Here is a 19672-nt window from a genome sequence, read left to right on the forward strand (position 1 = left end):
TCTTTTTAGTGATAAAAATCTGAAATTTCCGATAAAAAAATGAAACTTACCCACACTTCAAATCGTCTACTTAATGGATGAAATTTTGCAGGCGAAATGAGGGGTGCTTGGTGAAGAAAACAGTGTTATCATTAACTGGAGCAGTTTTAATTCTGCTTATCATCAGTGCCATCGCTGGATATTGCAAATATAGGCCAAAACCATCTGAACTCGAGGTTTTAGTAAATAACCAGTCTGCAATTGCAGAACCCGGAACATATTCATTGAACAAATGGGGAAGAACGGCTGCCGATGATACATATTCTGATCCAGTTACACTTGTACTTAATGATGATCCGATCGTCGTTGCCCCTACAGAAGAAATTAAACTTGAATTTGAAAAACCCCCTGAAACAGTTAAGTATTATTTATGGGATGTTAGAACAGGAAAGCTTGCATATAAGGGTTTGAAAGGCTACCCGCTTAAGCTAGAGGATTCCAACGTTGAGTCGGGCGATTATGCCATGGAAATCCGGGCAAAGTGGGAATATGGCTATGTCCTTTATAACACAAGGATTATCGTCTACAATGACACAAAGTGATATATAACCACTTATTTCCGTCCCCACGTGAAGTAAGTGGTTTTTTCTTATCATTTTGTCATGAATATTTTTTTCTGACCTAGCAATACTAAAACAGTACCAAAATTATTTGGAAAGAAGGGAATATACATGACAGTTGGAGCTCAAGTGAAACAAACTCTTGCTGGATTAAAAAGTGCTCAGGCTAGCTTTGAAACCTTCGCTCTTGGTACTGAAAACCAACAAGCAAAACAGCTTTACCAACAGGCGGCTACTCAAACCCAATCCATCATTGACAGTATACAGCCGCGCCTGCAGCAAATTGAGCAGGAAGAACCACAATATAAATCGTAATCCAGGGAGGGCAGGGTGAACCCGCCCTTTTCCTGTACATATGAGTATGAGGTGAAGATTGATGACAGTAGCTGCAAATGTTAACCAATGTCTATCGACAATAAAAGGAATCGAGGCTCAAATATCCTCTCTAGCTTTAAATACAAACATTGAAGAAGCGAGCAGGGTCTTCCATGAAACGATGATGGTAATAGATGAAATTAAATTGGATTTGGAACAACGAAAAACCGAGCTGGAAGTCAAAGAGCCCCAATACAAAGGCTAGCTTAGGAGTGGAATGAATGTCTGAATGGATGCATATCATCGTCCGATCAATATTATTCGTCGTTACATTATTTGCAATCACCAAGCTTGGCGGAAAAAAACAGCTTGCTGAGCTTTCATTTTTCGAATATGTTTCAGGAATCACCATAGGCAGTATTGCCGGAGAGGTTATCATGGGCCTCGAAGGAAATATGTTCCATGGAGTTTTAGCTGTTATAATATTTGGAGGATTTACCTATCTTGTCGATGTTCTTTCAATTAAAAGCAAATCCTTCAGGGATGTAATTGAAGGTAAAGCCACCGTTTTGATTAAAGACGGAAAGGTTCTTGAAGAGAATATGAAAAAAGAAAAGTATACAATCGACGAACTGAACTCCTTGCTTCGGCAAAAGAATGTCTTTAAAACAGCCGATGTAGAATTTGCGGTACTTGAGCCAAAGGGAGATTTAAGTGTTCTTCTTAAAAGGGAAATGCAGCCAGTGACACCTAAAGATCTACATTTAAATGTCGCTCCTGAAAAAGAGACCCATACCGTTATCATGGATGGTGAAGTATTAAACGATCCGTTGACAGCAGCAGGTAAAAATCGCGGGTGGCTTGAGATCGAATTAGCGAATCTAGGAGTTACTTTGGAAAACGTATTCATTGGACAGGTTGATTCTTATGGAGAATTGACGATTGATACATATGATGATCAACTTCAAGTGCCATCTCCACAGCCAAGGAAGCTGCTTCTAGCTATGCTAAAAAAATGCCAGGCAGACCTGGAATTGTTCGCATTGGAAACAGATTCAATGGAAGCTAAGCAAATGTATAATAAAAACTCAGTAAAACTACAGAAAGCAATTAATAAGGTAAAGCCATATTTAAATTAGGGCAAATGTGAATGTAAGCTATTACCGGAATAATCAGAGGCAGATACCCAATACTAAATATGGAGGAACAAAAGATTCCTCTAATCTAAAAAGGGGTGCTGCCGAATGAATCGATCCGCATGGATTTCCACGTTAATGAGATCAAATATTCCTCAAAACATGATGAAAACGTTCGGATATAAAAGAAAAAAGAATCGCTCAATGACCTATTCTTTGATGGGTGTCGCAGTAAGTGCTGCAGCCGCCTATTTATTTAAGAATCGAATGGGCGGAATGAGGCAGCTTTTCCAAAACACTGATAAGCAAGCAGGATTTAATAGACCGATCTCTCCTGGGCTGACCGAATTCGCAAAGGAAATCACTTCAGGAATGAACACTAAAATGAGTGGTTCAAACCCTGGAGGATCAGGATTCCATTCAACGACTTCTACTAGTCCGGAGAGCAGCCAGATCATCAATCAAATTGCTTCAACAGTAAAAGAAACAGGGAATGGCCAGGGGATTGATGAACTGGCAAACAAACTGATAAAAAACAACTTGTAAAACCGAAAAACCCGCTTATGCAGCGGGTTTTTTTTTGTTGAATAACATGATCCATTCAAAAAGTTTCACTTATTATTAAAAATATTAGTCCATTCTTCCCTTGAGTTTACAAATGTTTAGGACAGGTGGCATATAACTCAAAAATTACAACAAGATTAAACTTGTATTTCAATAACATTACAAACATGACATTTTAAAGGAAAAAAGAGCCTTTAATTCCTTATATTAATAAGGTTTATGGCTCTTTTTTCATTGAAAACGGTATTTTTACCAAAGGAAAACTATTCCTATACAGGCAAATATTATAGATTCAAAACTCATTTGATAGACTCTAGTATAAATTTGTAACAGAAATCAAAGGAGTTGCTCAACATGAAAAAACAGCTTATGACGGTGGCTGCAACGGCCGGATTTTTATTTACATCATTTAGTGGTTCTGCAAGCGCACATGAAAAATTACATACTGTTCAATCAGGTGATTCTTTGTGGAAGCTTTCTGTATCATATAATGTTGCTATAAATGATATTAAAACATGGAATAAATTATCCACTAATACGATCTATGTAAATCAAAGACTTTCAGTCCTTGCACCGCACAGCCATACATCAACAACAAGCGTAAGCACAAATACAACAGAATCCACATATGTCGTGAAAACAGGCGATACTTTATGGGGAATATCAAAAACATATCGTTTATCAATTACTAAATTAAAATCTTTAAATGATCTTAAATCCGATACCATCTATCCGGGACAAAGGCTGAAGGTTTCTGGTGTGTCTCCCGCTACTGCAAGTGCATCTGCATCAAGCACATACATTGTCAGGAGTGGAGACAATCTATCTACCATTGCTGCTCGCCATAATTTATCGCTATCAGTTTTAAAATCTATTAATAATCTTAATTCAGATGTAATTTATCCTGGCCAAATCTTGAAATTGTCCGGAGCTGCTGCTGCTCCTGTCACAACGAATGTAGCAAACGCAACCACTACAGTGACGGCTACGTACTCAACAGCTTCTAAGGTAGATGCATTAATTTCTGAAGCGAAAAAATATATCGGTGTCCCTTACGTTTGGGCAGGCAGTACACCCTCTGGTTTTGACTGCAGCGGATATTTGAATTACGTGTACTCTAAAGTCGGGATTACAATTCCACGCACCGTTGAAACAATCTGGAATGCAACAAAACCCGTTTCATCACTGCGAGCAGGGGATTTAGTATTCTTCGAGACGTATAAAACTGGCCCTTCACATGCAGGGATTTATATTGGTAACAATAAATTTATCCATGCTGGTACATCCAGAGGAGTCGAAATCAGTGACATGGACAATACGTACTGGAAACCGCGTTATCTTGGAGCTAAAACTACATTTTAAATAATCTTTTACCTCTACCCAAAGCCTTAAAAATTCAAACCTCCTTTTTGGAGGTTTTTTATTCAAATTAAATAATTTCATGATCTCTATTAAAAATAGAGGAAAGATTAGTTTAAATTTGTAAATCCAACTGTTTTTAACGTATAATCCAATTAAAATCTTATTTACTAAAGTGCACTTGGAGAATTCGTACACTTTATATATATAGTGTGCTTGTACATAGTGAATTCTGGTGAGTTTAATGATTTGGAGGCTTAGATGAAGTGAGAATTCCTATATTAAAATTAAAAGATTATTTATTAGTGTCTATACAGGTTGAATTGGATGACCAAACTGTTCTTACTTTTCAAGAGGATTTGTTAAACAAAATTAAGGATACTGGTGCAAAAGGGGTAGTAATCGACCTTACTTCAGTAGATATGATCGATTCATTTATCGCAAAAGTATTGGGTGATGTCATTGTCATGACTAGTCTTATGGGTACAAAAGCAGTGCTGACCGGAATCCAGCCTGCTGTTGCAATTACCTTGATTGAACTCGGCATAACATTGGATAATGTTCACACTGCCTTGGATCTTGAACAAGGAATTACGATATTAAGCCATTTGTTAGAGGGTTAGCCATATGACAGAACCAATTGTAATTAATATTAATAATGAATTTGATATAGTACTCGCCCGCCAAAAAGGGAGAGAAGTTTCAAAGGAACTGCAATTTGGCGGAGTTGACCAGGCAAGAATCACGACTGCGATATCGGAGCTTGCGAGAAACATCTATTTATACGCGGGCAGCGGACAAATTACGATCAGTGTATTGGAAGAGAGCGGCAGAAAAGGAATTCACATTTCAGCTGTCGACAATGGTCCAGGCATAAATGATATCCGCATGGTTTTGCAGGATGGATATTCAACTTCCGGCGGCTTAGGTGCAGGACTTCCTGGTGTTAGACGTTTGATGGACAGTTTTGATATCGATTCCATGCCGGGATCCGGAACAACAATTTCTATTACTAAATGGGCAAGGTAAGCGATAAATAACATGAAGTTTAACAAAATCCATCACGTAGCAATAATATGTTCTGATTATGAAAAATCAAAGGGTTTTTACGTAAACGTCCTCGGGCTTGAGGTGATCTCAGAGGTTTTTCGAGAGGATAGGCGGTCATATAAACTTGATTTAGCTGTAGGGAACCACTGCCAAATCGAATTATTTTCATTTCCAAATTCACCTGAACGGTTAAGTTATCCCGAGGGAGCCGGTCTGAGGCATCTCGCTTTTGAAGTTGAAGATTTACCTTTTTCAATTAATCATCTTAAAGCTTATGGGATTACCGTTGAACCAATAAGGTATGACCCTTTAACCAAAAAGCATTTCACTTTTTTCACAGATCCAAACGGACTGCCAATAGAGTTGTATGAAGCTTGATAATTAATCCCCGAAAAATCCCTCTCTGTAAAGTACATTAAGCATTATTCATTTAATATCCATAAAAAAGGATGTTCTGCGGCCCGCGGAACATCCTTTTATTTATCTAAACTGTCCACTGTTTCAAAACCTGCTGTCGTGCCGTTTCAATGATTTCTTCCTCTGAAGTATCACGATCAGCAATTACATTGGTCAAATAATTTTTGCCTTTAATATCAATTGTAACAGTCACTTCTCTCATTTCACATTTTCCTTTCTGTTTATGTTTTTCATGATGGTTTAAATAAAATTACCATGTTATTCTAAATACCAACTTACATGCAAGAATAAACATGTGGGACATGGGTTTGCGGGAAAAAAATTTACGGTATTTTACATACCCTGGATTCAGAACCATTTGACCTGCGACAGGCGCTCTCAATAAAATTGGAGAGTGCCTGTTACTTTTTAGTAAAAAAGGAAGGAAAATTTTTACTTTAAGTTGAATAGAGTATAGAGAAAAAAGAGATTAGAAAAAGGGGATCGATTGTTTTGAGAGAACACAATGCAGACCGTGCAGGAAGCTTATTGGTGACGACAGCCGTTATCTTGCTTTTTGCCTCTGTGCCAATTGGTATATTTTTAGTAGCCTTTATTCACCAGTCCTTTTACTTGAAGAATAACTACTTGTTTTTTGACACTCCTATGTCTTCCTATGTCACCATGGTAGCAATGTTCTTAATCATAGCAGTACTATTGATTTTCATTGCCATCTATTTATTTAAGTCGTACGAATCAAAAAAACGCAGCTTCATTTTAGTTCTTTCCACTTTGATCACTATTGTAATCACCATAATTGGCGGTTACCTGAGCCTTGATAATTATTTTTATATGGATAAGGAAGGGCTGTATTATGATGATCTCTGGGGACTGGAAAAAACGGCCTATTCATGGGATGAAATTACAGCAATGAAGCAGATCAATAAAAAGGAAAACGGAACTTTAAGTCCTGAGAAAGTCATTTTCACATATGGTGAAGATAAAATTGAATTACCATTGACCCATAAACTTCGCAACGAAATCGACCCTGTCATCGGTTATATCGAAAACGCAAAAGGGGTTAAACTCGTCTTGGAAACCCGTACAGTTGAATAGTAAAAAAACCTTTCATAAAAGTATGAAAGGTTTTTTTTCGTCCAATTTGTTATCACCCTAAACGCTTATCAGGGTTTCAGTCTAATTAATTTTCAGGCAGAGGGCATAAAAATCATTAACGGCAGAAGCGAAGTGACTTCGCCAGAATTATTGTGAACTCCTCCAGATAATATGTGAACTTCGCAAAATAAAAATTCACTTGTTAAAAATCAGGTATTCCAGCAAACTAAAACGAATGATTTTCACAAAAAAACATCAAAACCCAGACACTAACGCCTGGATTCTTTAAGAAAATATTGAAATGCGTATCCAAGAATTGAGAATGAATAGATGATACCGAAAAAATAAAGGGGCTTTAAACGTTCTAACCTGTAGATGTTCATCTTTTTAAACATGGAACTGAAAGGATACGCTAAAAGAAAATCGATCACAAAATTGACCCCGAGATATTGCCATATATTCCCGTAAGCAAGGCGGAACACCCACAGATTAGCTGCAATGAAAGGACCAAAGGTAAAAGATAAATCATTGATTATTTTTGATCCCAGTCCCCCCGTCACTCTCCAAAGCTTATAAGGATTAGACAAGATTAATAAAATCGCCACCTGCGATGTAATAAATATGGTTACCGGTAAAAATCGCTTGAAGGAACGCTTTGGGTATAACAATAATGATGACCAGGATAAGAGTACCATTCCAATTCTAAAAATATTTAATAGCATGGATTGCTCCTTTCAAGTTTTACAAAGACATGTAATTCCATGCATAGTTTCTCCATTTATTACAAAATATAAAAGTGATGAAGGAATCTTTTACGTTGTTTTAATTCACAGATTATGTTAAATTTAACCACAGACACGACTTTTGTCCTATTAAGGAGAATTGTGCCATGATTAATGAAGAGGAAAAATTGATATTTTTAAAAGAACTTGGACGTCTTATCGAAGATTATAACAAATGTTGTGATGACCTATACCAAGAGCAAATTTATGAAGATATTATGCATCTAATCAGCGTGATCAATTAATGCTATTTATCTGAGTATGATAATTCATTCCTGAGTACTATTACTTTGAAAGTGTTCATATCGAAGAGTCCATATAGAATCATATAAAGTTAAACTGCTTCAACGATTTGAAGTGGTTTTTATATTTTTCTATACAAATTATTTAGGGAAGGTTATCATAAACAAAGATACATTTTCCAGGTAAGGACTTTTTGGGGAGGTAAAGGGAAAATTGGTAAACGAGAAACTGCAGGAACTTGAGCGAAAAATACACGAATATGAAAACATCTTATCAGAGATGGCTGCACCAGTCATTCCTTCTATCGTTCCTGAAACGATTCTAGTTCCGATTACAGGTTTGCTTCGAATGGAAAGATTCGACAAAATCCGCGAAAAGCTGCTGCATTACATCCATGATAAGGACATTGAAACGGCCATTATTGATCTTACAGATATAACAGGGGAACGAGTTGAGGACCTCTGTCTTGAAGAAATAGGAGTAGAATTGCAAGAGATGGCAACATCCATGGCCCTTATGGGGGTCAGAACCTTATTTGTAGGTATGAACACTGAGCTTGTAAAGCGTATGGTGCTTGCTGGCATTAAATTAGATGCGCAATCATTTTCAACCTTCCAGTCTGCATTAAAATTTTTAATGAAGGAAAAGGGTTTGGAATTCAGGAAAATAGAAGAATAGAGAAACCCCGCTGCTAAACTGCCGCGGGGTTTCGCTATTCTTAATCCTATTTAGTTATTCGGTTCTGATGGAGTTGAAATTTCTTCGAGTGCCTGGCTTGCTTCATCGTCAAGCTTTTCAGTTACTGCTAAATCTCCTAATGAAACAATACCGATCAGCTTTCCATCTTCGACAATAGGCAGACGGCGAATTTGGACATCTGCCATTAAGTCAGCAGCTTCCTCAGCCGTCATATGGACAGTGCCCCTGACAGGGTCCGTTGTCATTACTTCAGAAACTGGAGTATCAAGCGACACATTCGATGCAACTGCCTTTAAGACGATATCTCTGTCAGTTGCAAGACCAGTAAGCTGTTCACCCTCACAAATAGGGATAACACCTACGTCAAGATCCTTCATTTTTGCAGCTACTTGATGTATTGGTGTATCAGGAGTACAAAATTCAACATTTGTTGTCATTACTTTTTCAATATTCATCGTTATTCCTCCTCGTTTAATCGACACTTAAGATTTACCCGATGATGAAAAAAGCAAAACTGTTAGTTTTTTGTAGTTTGACTTGGTAGAATAGAGAAAATAGTAATATTCTACAGAGAATAACGGGGGGAAGGCCATGATTGACTTAAGAAGCGACACTGTCACTAAACCAACAGAAGAAATGCGCAGGGCTATGTATAATGCTGAGGTTGGTGATGATGTCTACAAAGAAGACCCTACAGTAAGGGAACTCGAAGAGACAGCAGCAGACATACTTGGAAAGGAATCTGCATTATTTGTAACGAGCGGAACACAGGGAAACCAAATCGCTGTCCTTACACATTGCCGCCCAGGGCAGGAACTGCTTCTTGAGGCAGAATCCCATATATTCTATTATGAATCAGGTGCTGTTTCAGCCCTTGCTGGAGTTCAAACTAGGACAATTTCAGGAAACCGCGGTGCGATGGATCCCAAAGCAGTTTTAAGTGCCATACGCAGTGAGGATATTCATTATCCAGAAACAGGATTGATTTGTCTCGAAAACACCCATAATCGTGCAGGAGGAGCTGTTATTTCTGTTGGCAATATGGAGGAAATACACAGTATCGCTAATGCCAACAAAATTCCTGTCCATTTGGATGGAGCACGTCTGTTCAACGCAGCTGCTGCAGCAGGCGTAGATGTTAAGGAATTTACGAAAAGTACTGATACTGTACAAATTTGCCTCTCAAAAGGTTTAGGTGCTCCTGTAGGGTCTTTACTTGCAGGAACCACCGACTTTATCCAACAGGCCAGAAAATGGCGAAAACGCCTTGGAGGCGGAATGAGACAAGCAGGAGTAATTGCTGCACCTGGTCTGATCGCCTTGACAAAAATGAAAGACAGGCTTGGTGAAGACCAATGGAATGCCAGGGTTCTCGCAGAAGGAATTGAATCCATTCCTGGCATGAAGCTGGCAAGCCAGCCAGAAACAAACATTGTCGTCGCGGATGTGGCAAATTTAAACATTACTTCCGACATTTTTGTTGAAAGACTCCGCGCAGAAGGAGTTATTACAGGAACCTTCGGAGCTACCCATGTTAGGTTTGTTACCCATTTTGACATATCAGAGGATCAGATTCAGCAGGCCATTGAAGCTATAGCGAGAGCAGCGCGACAATAAAAAAAAAGCTGGATGATCTTCTCAATCATCCAGCTTTTTTGGATTTACTTTAAGACTAGCACGATGCTTTTACATTTCCATCATATAATCTGCAGTTCGGTCAGTACAGCAAAACTCAGGGAAATTTTAAAAATATGTAACCCACAAATTTACCTATGCATCGTCCACATTCCAATGTCTTTGAATCCCAGCCGTTTATATATACGGCCTGCCTCTGGATTATCATAAAACAGACAAAGGATTTTGCCTTCATTCATAACATCAGTGAACAGCTTCTGCATAACAGATGTCGCAAGTCCTTGTCGTCGATTATCTTTATGTGAACAAACACCTACAATCATCGCTGACATTGAATTTTCAGCAGCTGTGGCTGCAGATGCTACCATTTTTCCATCTTCCTCTATATAATATGTCCGGCCTGTTTTATTTTCCATTGACTCTACCATTATTTTACGTGCGTTTGGATTAGGAAAAAATTCTTCTATACTTCTTCTAAGCTCTAGTATTCTGTCCACGTCTTCAATTGTAGCTGTCTTAACTTCTTGTGTCGTTTCACCAATTAAGTCTGCCGAAGTACACTCTGCAAAATAAGTAACTTGTTTCTTGCCCAGGTTCAGACCTTCAATGCCTTCGAATTTTGCAACAAGCGTACTTTTTCCTGACAGAAATATCTTATCGGGATAAGATTTCATTATTTCAGCAAATCCCTCTGCAGGCAGTGCATTCTCATCCTGTGCATAGGGGATAAAAGAATTGTGAAAACGAAGCAAAACAGACTTAATTTCACCCTCCGTATCTAATTCCCCCCATAGCTCCTGCGTTTCCGAATCGTAGCCAAATGCCTCTATGTCTCCAATGATAAATAGATTAATAGATGGCTCATTTTTCAAAAAAGCCATAACCTGATTATTGTCTTTCTCTGTAAGTTTTCTAATCATCCCAATTTCTCCCTTAAAATACCTTTTAAGTATCTTATTTTAAATAGGTATATTTTTCAAGTGGTATTTTGAAAAATAAGGAATCTTTGTTAACAAACTTTAAGCCTATCACGGTTAATACGGGCTCCGACCGGAGAGGGTTTCCTCATTCGGAAAGTTAGTAAAAAGATGCGTAATTTGATAAGCCCATATTATAAAGGTATACTTGGAATATGTTTTTTTAAGAGAGTTGCAGAAATGGGGAGATTAACAATGTATATTGTCCATTCAACCGTAAACGTGCCTGAAGGAAAAGTTGATGAAGTTATATCAATTTATCAAAAAAGATCTAGATTAGTAGATGAGTATGAAGGCTTTATCTCCTTCCAATTACTGCAAAACGAACAAACACCATCCGAATTAACAGTCCAGATTTCCTGGGATACAAAGGAACATTATATAGCATACATTACAAGCGAAGCTTATAAGAAAGTTCACGAGTTAGAAAAAAATTACCCTGACCAGGAGCTTGCAGCCATAAGGCCAAAGGTACAAAGATTTATGGTGGTGGCAAAATGAATCCTGTTGCGATCAATGAAATTATTGATGAGGTCACGGAAGGAATATATCGAGATTATCCTGTGCTTCTCGAAAAATATGGAGAACAGGGTAGAAAGAAATGCCGCGAAGACAATGAACACCATATTAAACATCTCCAAACAGCTTTATCCATGGGGGAAAATCAATTTTTCATTGATTATGCACACTGGTTGAATGGAATCCTAACGTCAAGAGGTATGAAAACTGACCACCTCGTAGACAATTTCGAGAGACTTCAGTCAGCATTCAAAAATTATTCAGACGAAAATTCTGCAAAATACATCAGAATTCTTGAAGGTTCTATTAATTCATTAAAGCTAACTGAAACTCAAGAATAGAAATTTGGTGAAGTTTATTGGAAAAAGGAATTGCGCTTGCTCAGCTATTGCTTGAAGGAAATCAAGAGGTTTCATGGGAACTGATTGAAGAAGAACGGAAAGCTAATCGAGATAGCTTATATATATATGAATCAATCTTTACGGCTGCCATGAGGCACATCGGCTATCTGTGGGAAACCAATAACATTACAGTTGCTGATGAACATCTCGCTTCTTCAACATGCGATTTCCTGCTTGCGCGCTATCTCTGGCAACAGAAAAGAGATCATCACATTAATTCTATTGGGAAAAAAGCAATGTTTCTTTGCGTTGAAAATGAACAACATTATCTCGGACTTAAGATGACAAGCCAACTATTCAGTGAAGCAGGCTGGGAAACAAGATTCCATGGTCCAAATTTGCCGCTGGAATATGTTAAAAAAGCTGCGGAAGAATGGAAACCGGACGCAATATGTATTTCTTTTTCTATCCTTTATCATGCTGAACATCTGGAGCCATATATCAAAGAATTAGAAAAACTGCCAAATCGGCCAGCCATCATTGTGGGTGGCAGACTGCTTGAAAAATATGAATTTGCCCGCCATGGATCGGACAGGACAATGTTCATGAAAAATCTGGAGGGCGTGAAAATCTGGCTTGACCGTCATCCTCATGGAGTGAAAACGAGTGTCGGCTATTAAATTTTTGCCTCAACCATATTTCTTAATTGATCGGGATTTTCAAATCCTTGGTTATTCAGATAAGAGTAGGGAAGTTTTTGTTATCAGCAGTAGTTTTTTAGAGCTTGTCGATTGGGAAAGCAGATCCAAAGCGGAAAGGCTGCTTGGAAATGCGAACATAAGGGCAGAGGGTGAACTGATCATGAAAACTTCTGAATCACCTTACGCACTTGTTGACATCAGCATAAACTGGGAGGGCGATGAGGGCCATATTATCTGCATCGAAAAAGATCATCGCCTTGCAGAATTAGAAAGCATTGTGGAGAAACACCGATTAAGACTGGCAGAGACGAATCTCGAACTTCTGGAAAAGAAGGAGCAAGTTGAAAAAACGTTATTCGAAATAAAAAATCTATCCTGCCCATTTATTAAACTGACGAAAAATGCTGCACTTGTGCCTCTCTTTGGTAATTTGGACTCTGAGCTGATCAGACAGAACGAAGAACGTGTCCTTCATAAAGCACAGGATGGAGGTCATGATGAAATTCTGTTTGATTTTAATGGTGTTGGTGAACTTACCAATGATGGAGTAGAAACCTTCATTTCACTCATAAAAGAACTTCAGATCATGGGGCTCCATCCAAGCATTATTGGCATTAAACCAAATCACGCTTTATATCTAAACCGCACAAACTCCAAACTTGATGTTCCATTTTTAAATAGCTTAAGTAAAGCCTTTAAAAGATCTTTATAACAAAAAAACACTTCGATTGGAAATCGAAGTGTTTTTTTGTTTTGGCTCTGTCAAACAAGGCTTTTGATTTTCGTTCCAGGCGCTTCGCTTTCCGCGGGGCTGGCGCTGAGCCTCCTCGTCGCTTCGCTCTTGCGGGGTCACACCTGACCAGCTGCGCCCGCAGGACATTGATTTGCTTCCTCGAACTTGCCCACGCACGATGGAAATGCGTTAGCATTTTCGGAGGAGTCTTCGCGCCTTCCACTACAATCAACAGAGGTTAAAATCAACATTCAGCTTTAACAGAGCCTTTGTTTTATGGAAGATGATGAAGGTATTTTTTCTTAACGGTCAGCTAAGATTATGAAACCCCTATTTGCTTGCAGAGTATAGAATGGTTCAACTGGTTGGGTTCTTGATAGATATTTTCAAAAAAGGAGCCATTTTTATCCCGTATTTGGCCAACCTAAATGCAGACTGAATTACCGATTCGACAAAAAAACACCTAGTTTCCCAACAACAACCGAACAATTTTTTCCATTTTTATCATAAATAATATTCTAGTAAGACAATATAATCAGTATTTTTGTATCCTTTATACTATAGAAGGAATTAAACTATTATCACATTTGTATAACAAGGAACTTATAAACATAACTGGAAATTAAGCTTAAAAAAATGTTCCAAATCATTGCAGTACAAGCATGATCTCCCTACTTATTTCCCAATTAAAACCCCGGGATATGTGTTGATATATGCAGAAAATTTGAAATATACTTAACTCGCAGCCAGCAAGCTGCCAAATTTTTCGTAGGTGAGAGGAGCAAAAGGATGAAGAAGAAAAGAATACTCGGCTCTGCAGTACTTAGTTTGGCAATGGGAGTTTCCATGTTTGCAACAGGGGCTTTTGGCGCAGGATCGTCAGAAAGCCAAGATACTTATCGAGTTTTAATTCAGGGTCCGAGTTCCGAAAAAGCGAAAGTAAAAGATCAATACGGAGAACGCTGGAATTTTGGCAGTGAAGGATTCACAACTGAAGTGAACGGAAAACAATACCAGGCACTTCTGAATAACAAAAATCTAAAGATTAGTAGAGTTGAACAACTTACAGTCGATGGCCGTGTCGATGCAAAGGGGAAAGGGAAGGATGACTACACAATTCAGTCTGCATATCCTTCTGACCAGACTCCTTGGGGGATCCAGGCAATCTACAATGATAACAATATCACTTATACGACAGGTGGGGATGGAATCAAGGTTGCTGTCCTGGACACAGGCGTAAACCGTAATCACATTGACCTAACTGACAATGTCGAACAATGTAAAGATTTCACTCAGACTAGTTCCTCGATGGTAAATGGCACTTGTACGGACCGTCAAGGACATGGAACGCACGTTTCTGGTACTGTACTGGCAAATGGGGGATATGATGGAGCAGGTGTTTACGGTGTAGCACCAGATGCAGAGCTTTGGGCCTTTAAAGTATTGGGTGACAATGGATCTGGTTATTCAGACGATATCGCTGGAGCAATCCGACATGCGGCAGATGAAGGTGTTCGTACAGGCAGCAAGGTTGTTATCTCAATGTCTTTAGGCTCTAGCGGAAAAGATTCAATGATTGCTAGTGCGGTAGATTATGCATATAGCAAGGGAGCTTTAGTCGTTGCAGCAGCTGGCAACAGTGGTCCTAGTGCAAATACGATCGGCTATCCTGGTGCATTGACAAATGCGATAGCGGTAGCATCACTTGATAACACTTTCGTAAATGGTACGCATAAAGTTTCTGATTTTTCTTCTCGCGGCAACCCAAATACGGATGGAGATTATTACATCCAGGAAAAGGATGTAGAAGTATCAGCTCCTGGTGGTGGTATCTATTCAACTGCAGTTGATGGAAACTATACGACAATGAGCGGAACATCCATGGCAACTCCACATATTTCAGGCCTTGCAGCGAAACTTTGGTCTTCAAACAAATCATGGAGCAACTCTCAGCTTCGTTCTGAAATCCAAAGACGTGCAAAGCTGTATGATATCAAAGGCGGAACAGGAGCAGCTACTGGCGATGACTACGCTTCTGGATTTGGTTTCCCACGTGTGAAATAGTTATTAAAATCTACAAACGATGCCAGCCATCCGGGTTGATTGATCCGGGTGGCTCTATTTGAATGAAACAATCTAAAAAGGCAGGCAATAAAGAATTTTTAAAAAATGGTACTTTTGCACTGTTTCAAAAATTGGGAAAGATGGTAGATTAAAAAGAAAACGGCAGGTGAATATATGCAATTCGGTCCACTTATTAAATTTTACAGAATACAACAGGGCTTAACGCAAAAGGAACTAGCAAATGGCATATGTTCGGTTCCGCATTTGAGCAAAATTGAGAGCAACGCAAAGGAAGCAAACGAAGAGACAATGGGCTTGCTTCTCGAAAGGCTTGGAGTGAATATTTCTTCTATTACCGAAAATGAAGAACTTATTAAACAGCTGGTAACGGAGTTAAACGAAAAAATTGATTACTATCTCAATGATGAAGCCGATCACGTAATGGAAGAACTAAGAGAGTTCGAGGGCATCATCCCATTTACTTCAAACTTACATACATATGAACTTAGTAAATATAGATACCTGATTTTTAAAGAAAGGCTTCCACAGGCACAAAAACAATACGAGCTATTGAACAAACAGAAGAATATTTTTTCCCAACCTCAAATGGCTTTATTTTCCTATCTTTATGCTGTATGGTTATTAAAGAAGGGCATTTATAAAAAGGCAGATGAGCTCCTTGATTCCATCGGGAAAGATTCTAAAATTGAAATCTCTAGCGGTGAATTGTTTTATCATAGAGCGATCGCGAAAACCACATTAGAAGAGCCAGGATATGCGATTTATTATGGAAAGCTTGCTCTGCAGGAATTTATGGAAGACCATAACTTTAAAAGGATACTTCACGCTATGATGCTGCTTGGCATCAATTACACCCATTCTAAGATCTATGAGGAAGCCCAGGATTGCTTCAAGCATCTGATCAGGAATGCAGAATTATTGCAGGCTACCCAACTGTTGCCTGAAATTTATCACAACATGGGCTATCTGCAAAAGAAGCTTAAAAACTTCGAAGAAGCCATAGTCTTCTTCGAAAAGAGCAAGTCAATGCAAAAGAAAAACACTTCGCATTATCTTATAACACTTTATTCCATGGGCGAGATTTATATCGAATTGAAGAGCATCGAGAGGGCCAGGGAGGCTTTCCAGGAGGTACTTCACCTTGCCAAAGAACTTGAAAGTCGAAAGTATAGAATTCTTGCAAACTATTATTTAATGACGTTCGATTCACCTGAAAAGTCGCTTGCTTATTCGGAAGATAAAGTGATTCCTTATCTCGAAGAAAGTGATGGCAAAAGCGAAGAATTAATTGGATTTTACAAAATGCTGTCAAACCACTATCAACAAATAGGTCGGTTTGATCAAGCAGTAAAATATATTGAAAAAATCAATTAAGTGGAGGAATGTAAAATGAAAAAGAAGTTAGTTGCTTTGCTTTCAACTGCAATCGCTTTAGGAGTTTTATTTGCGAGTTATCCCCCAATCCTGCCTCCAATCTGATTTAAAGAAAAAAAGGCCTTTTTGGCCTTTTTTTGTTGGAGAAAACTTGATTAAATGATTGGCTGTGTTATTAGAAATCTAAAATCAAATTTAACATAGTAAGATATATTTACCTTGCATTAGAACTAAACTTGAACCCCAACAGCTGAAAATACATCTTTTTCCCTAGAAATAAGTAATTTCTATCTAAAAGTTGGGAAAATATTCTTTGCGCATTTCTACCCCCAAACTCCTGATATAATAAACGAACTATGTTGACGAAGCCGGACATATGCGATAATCCGGCTGAAAAAACAAGGGAGGTTCGGTATGGGAACGATTAGCATGAATATTGACGACCTGTTGGAAGAAACAATGGATATCGCCGAAGATGATATAAGTTTTGCACTGAACCCTATTGAAATTGATATCTTGCTTGAGAGTACTCGTCACTGGTAAACATATACTAATCCGCCCAACATGTTGGAGCGGATTTTTTATTGGTTACACAAGAACATATGTACTATAATAGTTATATAATACATAACAAGGCAGGTGGAAGGATGGATAATGTAATAAAGATTCCTGTCAGAGCTTTGGCAGAATATGTTTACAGCAGCGGAAGCATTGAATCGGGATTCAGGACAGCCACTTCTTTCACCGAAGGATCAAGGATTCATCGCGAAGTGCAGAAGACTTATCATGAAAACGACCAAAGTGAAGTATTCCTAAAAACAGATATTCTTTTTGAAGGTCTGAATTTTATCATCGAGGGCAGATGTGATGGATTGCTATTATCAGACGGGCATATCACAATTGATGAAATTAAGTCAACTTCTGGAACCCTTGAATACATAAATGAAGATTCTAATCCAGTTCACTGGGCCCAGGCAGAGTGTTATGCATATATGTACCTGCAGGACCATGACATGGAAACCATAGATATACAGCTCACATATGTCCAAACAACCACAGGGGAAATAAAAAAATTCCAAAGAACGAGATCACGTATAGAGCTTGAGAATTTTATGATGCATCTTATTTCGACTTATGCACCATATGCTAAACTGGTATATGATCACAAGCTTACCCGTGATTTAAGCATAAGGGAATTAAAATTTCCTTTTAGGGAGTACCGTAATGGTCAGCGGCAACTTGCAGGCTCTGTCTATAAGACCATTTTAGATGGACAGACGTTATTTGCCAGTGCGCCAACAGGCATTGGGAAAACAATATCCACTATTTTTCCATCTGTAAAAGCCATTGGGGAAGGGATATTACAAAAGATCTTTTATTTAACCGCAAAGACAACTACCAGGCAGACAGGCGAGGAAGCATTCAAGCTGATGGCGGATCATGGTCTTGAAATGAATGTTGTGACCATTACAGCCAAGGATAAGGTTTGCTTCACAGCAGAAGGAAAATGCAGCAAGGAATTTTGTGAATTCGCGGATGGCTATTATGATCGAATCAATGGAGCTATTCTGGATATCCTTGGCATTGAAAAGTCGCTGGACAGGGCCAGTATTGAAAAATATGCAAGAAAACACAAGGTTTGTCCGTTTGAATTTTCTCTTGATCTTGCTTATTCAGCAGATGCGGTCATTTGTGATTATAATTATATTTTTGATCCGAAGGTTTCGCTGAAAAGGCTGTTCGATGACCAGAAAAAACAGACCGTCTTGCTTATAGATGAAGCACATAATCTCGTTGACCGAGGCAGAGAGATGTATTCATCCGTAATAGAGAAGATTCATTTTTTGGAACTAAAACGAGAGTATAAAACGAAAAATAAAGCTGTATTTAAAAGTTCAAAAGACATTAATGATTTCTTTATTAAAATTAGAAAAAAGGCAGAACCAGCAAAAACAATCGTATTCACGGAAGTATTCAAGGAATTCAACGAGTTAATAGAACAATTCATCGAGCATGCGGAAAAAGAATTGCTGAAAGGAATGCATGGAGAATCAGCACTTCTGTTAGATACCTATTTTTCTGCGCAACACTGGCTTCGTATCAGCAAGCTGTTTGATGATCGCTATATCCTTTATGCCGAAATCGAACGAAATGAAGTTGTTTTAAAGCAATTTTGTTTAGATCCTTCTCACTTGATCAGGCAAGCTGGGAAGCATTTTAAGGCACGGGCATTCTTCTCAGCCACGTTAAGCCCAATGGCATACTATAAAAATATGCTCGGAGGCCAAGCAGAAAATTACGTTGCATCCATTCCATCGCCGTTTTCAAAGGACCAGAACGAGGTTGCCATTCAGCCATTATCTACAAGATACCATGACAGGGAAAAGTCAATCCAGCCGATTGTTAACACGCTAAAACAAACAATTAAAAGCAAACCGGGGAATTATTTGATCTTCTTTCCATCTTATCAGTATCTTAATTCTATTCTGGAAGAATGGAGCATGCTATCGGGTGATATTCCGACCATTGTCCAGGGAACCGGAATGGATGATGATCAGCGCACGGCTTTCCTCGATAAATTCCAGGCCGAAAATGCTGGCATGCTTGTAGGATTTGCAGTGCTGGGAGGGATTTTTTCAGAAGGGATCGATCTAAAAGGTGACCGTCTGAATGGAGTGATTGTTGTTGGTGTAGGACTTCCGCAGATAGGCTTCGAACGGGATCTGATTAAGCACTATTTTTCCCGTACAGGTAAAAATGGATATGATTATGCTTATGTATATCCAGGGATGAACAAGGTTCTTCAGGCAGGGGGGAGACTGATCCGCTCTGAAACAGATACAGGGACAATTATACTTATAGACGACAGATATCTGCAGGGAAAATATCAAAGTTTGCTGCCAGAACTATGGCGGGATTTTTCAATCATAAAATGACTAAGCGCTTCGAATTGGGAGTGCTTTTTTTGCTGTGAAAAAATTTCGAGAAAATTTTAAAGGATTCCAAAGCCAAATGAACGAATCTACCGTCTAATGGTTAGAAAGGCAG

Annotated in this window: 24 protein-coding genes; 21 read left to right on the forward strand and 3 right to left on the reverse strand. The window is 38.6% G+C overall.

All coding sequences use genetic code 11. The features are described from left to right. The first annotated feature begins 110 nt into the window (after positions 1-110). The 9 genes from AABM38_RS12395 to AABM38_RS12435 all read left to right on the forward strand — a co-directional run bounded on the left by AABM38_RS12395 (position 111) and on the right by AABM38_RS12435 (position 5401). Positions 111-581 (forward strand): hypothetical protein, encoded by a 471-nt coding sequence (locus tag AABM38_RS12395; protein ID WP_423406706.1) that lies wholly within the window; start codon positions 111-113, stop codon positions 579-581. Between the two features lie 129 nt (positions 582-710). Beyond that, positions 711-914 (forward strand): DUF1657 domain-containing protein, encoded by a 204-nt coding sequence (locus AABM38_RS12400; RefSeq protein ID WP_335377847.1) that lies wholly within the window; start codon positions 711-713, stop codon positions 912-914. A gap of 61 nt (positions 915-975) precedes the next feature. Next, the gene (locus tag AABM38_RS12405; protein ID WP_423410726.1) at positions 976-1179 is read left to right on the forward strand and encodes a DUF1657 domain-containing protein; all 204 of its coding nucleotides are present in this window, start codon (positions 976-978) and stop codon (positions 1177-1179) included. 16 nt (positions 1180-1195) lie between these two features. After that, positions 1196-2053 carry a DUF421 domain-containing protein gene (locus tag AABM38_RS12410; RefSeq protein WP_423406707.1) on the forward strand — a complete coding sequence of 286 codons (858 nt, stop codon included), beginning with the start codon at positions 1196-1198 and terminating at the stop codon, positions 2051-2053. Positions 2054-2158: 105 nt separating this feature from the next. Continuing rightward, a complete protein-coding gene (locus AABM38_RS12415) occupies positions 2159-2596 on the forward strand; it encodes a hypothetical protein (protein WP_423406708.1) in 438 nt (145 codons plus the stop codon). Between the two features lie 372 nt (positions 2597-2968). Beyond that, positions 2969-3976 carry a LysM peptidoglycan-binding domain-containing protein gene (locus AABM38_RS12420; RefSeq protein ID WP_423406709.1) on the forward strand — a complete coding sequence of 336 codons (1008 nt, stop codon included), beginning with the start codon at positions 2969-2971 and terminating at the stop codon, positions 3974-3976. A gap of 263 nt (positions 3977-4239) precedes the next feature. Continuing rightward, positions 4240-4596 (forward strand): STAS domain-containing protein, encoded by a 357-nt coding sequence (locus tag AABM38_RS12425; protein WP_207502818.1) that lies wholly within the window; start codon positions 4240-4242, stop codon positions 4594-4596. Positions 4597-4600: 4 nt separating this feature from the next. After that, positions 4601-5002, forward strand: a complete 402-nt coding sequence (locus AABM38_RS12430; protein ID WP_423406710.1) for an anti-sigma regulatory factor — start codon at positions 4601-4603, stop codon at positions 5000-5002. 12 nt (positions 5003-5014) lie between these two features. Beyond that, positions 5015-5401 carry a VOC family protein gene (locus AABM38_RS12435; protein ID WP_423406711.1) on the forward strand — a complete coding sequence of 129 codons (387 nt, stop codon included), beginning with the start codon at positions 5015-5017 and terminating at the stop codon, positions 5399-5401. Between the two features lie 106 nt (positions 5402-5507). On the opposite strand, the gene AABM38_RS12440 is transcribed toward AABM38_RS12435, so the two are convergent. Continuing rightward, positions 5508-5642, reverse strand: a complete 135-nt coding sequence (locus AABM38_RS12440; RefSeq protein ID WP_423406712.1) for a BA3454 family stress response protein — start codon at positions 5640-5642, stop codon at positions 5508-5510. 290 nt (positions 5643-5932) lie between these two features. Here AABM38_RS12440 and AABM38_RS12445 point away from each other — a divergent pair, with 290 nt between their 5' ends. From AABM38_RS12445 to AABM38_RS12455, 3 genes are all read left to right on the forward strand, one after another. Next, on the forward strand, positions 5933-6535 hold the full coding sequence (locus tag AABM38_RS12445) for a hypothetical protein (RefSeq protein ID WP_423406713.1): 603 nt from the start codon (positions 5933-5935) through the stop codon (positions 6533-6535). Positions 6536-7424: 889 nt separating this feature from the next. Next, a complete protein-coding gene (locus AABM38_RS12450; protein ID WP_423406714.1) occupies positions 7425-7562 on the forward strand; it encodes a hypothetical protein in 138 nt (45 codons plus the stop codon). Positions 7563-7773: 211 nt separating this feature from the next. Further along, positions 7774-8238, forward strand: coding sequence for an STAS domain-containing protein (locus AABM38_RS12455; RefSeq protein ID WP_423406715.1), 465 nt, complete (start codon positions 7774-7776; stop codon positions 8236-8238). 50 nt (positions 8239-8288) lie between these two features. Here the strand turns inward: AABM38_RS12455 and AABM38_RS12460 are convergent, their stop codons facing one another. Beyond that, positions 8289-8714: a CBS domain-containing protein gene (locus AABM38_RS12460; RefSeq protein ID WP_423406716.1), complete on the reverse strand. Its 426-nt coding sequence runs from the start codon at positions 8712-8714 to the stop codon at positions 8289-8291. A gap of 136 nt (positions 8715-8850) precedes the next feature. On the opposite strand from AABM38_RS12460, the gene ltaE reads away from it, so the two are divergent. Next, entirely contained in the window at positions 8851-9876 is a 1026-nt protein-coding gene (gene ltaE, locus AABM38_RS12465) for a low-specificity L-threonine aldolase (RefSeq protein ID WP_423406717.1), read from the forward strand. A gap of 149 nt (positions 9877-10025) precedes the next feature. On the opposite strand, the gene AABM38_RS12470 is transcribed toward ltaE, so the two are convergent. Further along, the gene (locus AABM38_RS12470) at positions 10026-10814 is read right to left on the reverse strand and encodes a GNAT family N-acetyltransferase (RefSeq protein WP_423406718.1); all 789 of its coding nucleotides are present in this window, start codon (positions 10812-10814) and stop codon (positions 10026-10028) included. 252 nt (positions 10815-11066) lie between these two features. On the opposite strand from AABM38_RS12470, the gene AABM38_RS12475 reads away from it, so the two are divergent. The 8 genes from AABM38_RS12475 (at position 11067) to AABM38_RS12510 (ending at position 19560) form a co-directional block, all read left to right on the forward strand. Next, a complete protein-coding gene (locus tag AABM38_RS12475; protein WP_423410727.1) occupies positions 11067-11372 on the forward strand; it encodes an antibiotic biosynthesis monooxygenase family protein in 306 nt (101 codons plus the stop codon). Next, positions 11369-11731: a hypothetical protein gene (locus AABM38_RS12480; RefSeq protein ID WP_423406719.1), complete on the forward strand. Its 363-nt coding sequence runs from the start codon at positions 11369-11371 to the stop codon at positions 11729-11731. The genes AABM38_RS12475 and AABM38_RS12480 overlap by 4 nt, the downstream gene beginning before the upstream one ends. A 17-nt stretch (positions 11732-11748) precedes the next feature. Next, positions 11749-12411: a cobalamin B12-binding domain-containing protein gene (locus tag AABM38_RS12485; protein ID WP_423406720.1), complete on the forward strand. Its 663-nt coding sequence runs from the start codon at positions 11749-11751 to the stop codon at positions 12409-12411. Beyond that, on the forward strand, positions 12398-13144 hold the full coding sequence (locus AABM38_RS12490) for an STAS domain-containing protein (protein WP_423406721.1): 747 nt from the start codon (positions 12398-12400) through the stop codon (positions 13142-13144). The genes AABM38_RS12485 and AABM38_RS12490 overlap by 14 nt, the downstream gene beginning before the upstream one ends. Positions 13145-13954: 810 nt before the next feature. Then, positions 13955-15229 carry a S8 family peptidase gene (locus AABM38_RS12495; RefSeq protein WP_423406722.1) on the forward strand — a complete coding sequence of 425 codons (1275 nt, stop codon included), beginning with the start codon at positions 13955-13957 and terminating at the stop codon, positions 15227-15229. A gap of 174 nt (positions 15230-15403) precedes the next feature. Next, positions 15404-16624, forward strand: a complete 1221-nt coding sequence (locus AABM38_RS12500; RefSeq protein ID WP_423406723.1) for a helix-turn-helix domain-containing protein — start codon at positions 15404-15406, stop codon at positions 16622-16624. Positions 16625-17038: 414 nt separating this feature from the next. Continuing rightward, positions 17039-17167: a hypothetical protein gene (locus tag AABM38_RS12505; RefSeq protein ID WP_423406724.1), complete on the forward strand. Its 129-nt coding sequence runs from the start codon at positions 17039-17041 to the stop codon at positions 17165-17167. Between the two features lie 104 nt (positions 17168-17271). Next, positions 17272-19560, forward strand: coding sequence for an ATP-dependent DNA helicase (locus tag AABM38_RS12510; RefSeq protein WP_423406725.1), 2289 nt, complete (start codon positions 17272-17274; stop codon positions 19558-19560). The last annotated feature ends 112 nt before the right edge of the window (positions 19561-19672 follow it).

It is taken from the genome of Heyndrickxia sp. MSNUG (assembly GCF_049532715.1).
Taxonomy (GTDB): domain Bacteria; phylum Bacillota; class Bacilli; order Bacillales; family Cytobacillaceae; genus Mesobacillus.